Source organism: Pediococcus parvulus (assembly GCF_007990205.1).
Lineage (GTDB): Bacteria > Bacillota > Bacilli > Lactobacillales > Lactobacillaceae > Pediococcus > Pediococcus parvulus.
On the sequence record NZ_BJWE01000081.1, the window covers coordinates 1 to 2754 of the forward strand.

The 2754-nt window shown below is 38.6% G+C and carries 2 protein-coding genes and 1 tRNA gene; all 3 read left to right on the forward strand.

Annotated elements, in window-relative coordinates:
* Window positions 1-53 precede the first annotated feature (53 nt).
* The 3 genes from PPA04_RS09340 to PPA04_RS09350 all read left to right on the forward strand — a co-directional run bounded on the left by PPA04_RS09340 (window position 54) and on the right by PPA04_RS09350 (window position 2651).
* Window positions 54-126, forward strand: a tRNA-Thr gene (locus PPA04_RS09340).
* A gap of 94 nt (window positions 127-220) precedes the next feature.
* Window positions 221-1720 carry a peptide MFS transporter gene (locus PPA04_RS09345; protein ID WP_057784643.1) on the forward strand — a complete coding sequence of 500 codons (1500 nt, stop codon included), beginning with the start codon at window positions 221-223 and terminating at the stop codon, window positions 1718-1720.
* Window positions 1721-1829: 109 nt separating this feature from the next.
* Window positions 1830-2651 carry a metallophosphoesterase gene (locus PPA04_RS09350; protein WP_057784642.1) on the forward strand — a complete coding sequence of 274 codons (822 nt, stop codon included), beginning with the start codon at window positions 1830-1832 and terminating at the stop codon, window positions 2649-2651.
* The last annotated feature ends 103 nt before the right edge of the window (window positions 2652-2754 follow it).

The window sequence follows — 2754 nt, forward strand, 5'->3', positions numbered from 1 at the left end:
TAGTGATAGATGTTAACCTTCTCAATTGAAAGTTAGCATCTTTTTCTATACCTGCCGGCTTAGCTCAGTTGGTAGAGCATCGGTATCGTAAACCGAGGGTCGGGTGTTCAAGTCGCCTAGCCGGCATTGAATAAGACACCGTTTATGGTGTCTTTTGTTGTTTTTAGGAGAATTTGGGAAGCTTTACCCCTAAAAATAATACACGATAAGCTACATAGAGATGTTTGGAGGAAGAAATAAATTGAATAACCAAAGTGACGTGAGCAATGATAAGTCCTTCTTTGGGCAACCTAGAGGGCTCTCAACATTGTTCTTTACAGAAATGTGGGAACGTTTCAGTTATTACGGAATGCGTGCCATTCTGTTGTTCTATATGTACTATGCAGTATCAAAGGGTGGTCTCGGTTTTAGTCAGACAACTTCTGCTTCTGTGATGTCCATATATGGTTCATTAGTTTATCTAACGAGTGTAATCGGCGGTTTTGTTAGTGATCGTATTTTAGGACCAAGAAAAACTGTCTTTTGGGGCGGTATTTTCATCATGTTAGGACATATTGCACTAGCACTACCATTTGGAGCCCCAGCACTATTTATTTCAATTGCACTGATCGTCATCGGAACTGGGTTATTAAAGCCTAATGTTTCTGAAATGGTCGGCGGGTTATATACCGAAGAAGATATTCGTCGTGATTCAGGATTTAGCATCTTTGTTTTTGGAATTAACTTAGGAGCCTTGATTGCGCCACTGCTTGTTGGCTGGGTAGGAGCACACGTGAACTTTCACGTTGGTTTTTCACTAGCTGCAATTGGAATGTTCTTTGGTCTTCTTCAATACTACTTAGGTGGGAAAAAGTACTTAAGCAAAGACAGTTTGTATCCTTCTGACCCACTTGAGCCTAAGGACGCACATAAACTTGGATGGCAGGTGACCATTGGGGTTGTTATTTTTGCGCTTATCCTGCTCGTTATGCAACTGGCCAATGCCATGACAATTGACAATGTTGTCTTGTTATTAAGTTTGGTGGCAGTTGCCACACCAATTATTTATTTTGTTTTGATGTTTTCAAGTAACAAAGTGACTAAAATTGAACGTTCTCGTCTTTGGGCTTATGTTCCGTTATTTATTGCCGCAGTGATTTTCTGGGCAATTGAAGAACAAGGATCAGTGGTTCTTGCCTTATACGCGGCTCAACGAACACAGTTACATTTAGGGCCAATTACTTTGGCGGCTTCACAATTCCAGTCCCTTAATCCGTTGTTTATTATGCTATATACACCATTCTTTGCGTGGATGTGGATTAAAATGGGGAACAAGCAACCTACATCTCCACATAAGTTTGCTTATGGGTTGGCGTTTGCGGGAGTTTCGTACTTATTCATTGCTTTACCAGGAATGATGTTTGGAACGGCTGGTAAAGTTAATCCCCTTTGGTTAGTTGGTAGCTGGGCAATTGTTGAAATTGGTGAGATGTTAATTTCGCCAATTGGTCTTTCTGTAACTACTAAACTAGCACCAAAAGCATTTAGTTCTCAAATGATGAGTATGTGGTTCTTGGCAGATGCTGCTGGTCAAGCAATTAATGCCCAAATTGTACGTTTTTACACGAGCGCGACAGAAGTTCCTTACTTCTTGGTTGTCGGCGCTGTCAGCATTGTTTTTGGCCTTCTATTGCTCTTGTTATCTAAATGGATTTCATCCAAGATGGTCGGTATCAATTAAATTTAAAAATAAAGATCAGTTCTTTAAAGGACTGATCTTTTTCTAATTAGAAGACAATTTTTTGTGAGGCGTGTAAAATGATCAACTAACAGTGTGAAAGGAGACAAATATGAGGATTGCAATAACAAGTGACAACCACTTTGACGTAAATCGCTTAGATGTTGATGAAACACTAAAAAATCAAGCAGAATATTTAAGCCAACAAAACGTTGGGTTGTATTTAATTGCTGGTGATTTATTTAATGATTTTACAAAGAGTCTAGCGTATGTGCAAAACTTACAAAACGAATTAGGTTCCCAAACGCTTGTAAAATTTATTGCTGGGAACCATGATATGGTTCATGGCGTTACGTTCGAAGAATTAGAGAGCCAACTTGATAATAGTTATTTGCATAACCAATATTTTGATGTGCCAGAGACCGACTGGCGGGTAATTGGTAATAACGGGTGGTATGATTACAGTTTTGCGGACAATGTTAAGGGCAAAACTATCGCTAATTTTGAAACTTGGAAGCGTGCTTACTGGATAGATGGGTCTATTAAGCAACCAATGTCCGATGGTGAAAGAATGGGACTAGTTTTAGATGAAACTACTCAACAACTTAAAACGGCTCAGGAGGCCCAAAAACGTGTCCTGTACTTTACACATTTTGTACCACGACTTAATTATATTCGCTATGCACCTGAAGGAAATTTATGGAATATGGCTAATGCCTATATGGGGAGTGCAAAATTAGGACAAGTGTTAGAACAATTCGAAGTTAATAAGGTAATATTCGGTCATATGCACATTCATCCAGCTCCACAGCAATTTGAAAAAACGACTTACTACAATCAATCAGTAGGTTATTATACAAAACGAATTAAGGAATGGCAAAATGATACTTTCCTCGCCGAATGGCGATCACGACTGGTTTTCTTTGACCTTTAAAAAAATTAATTTGAGGAAATTTGTAAAAACCCCTTGATATTTGTTCAAATTTTCGGTATTATATTTTAGTCGGATGCGTTAGAAGTTTTAATGCAATTCAAAA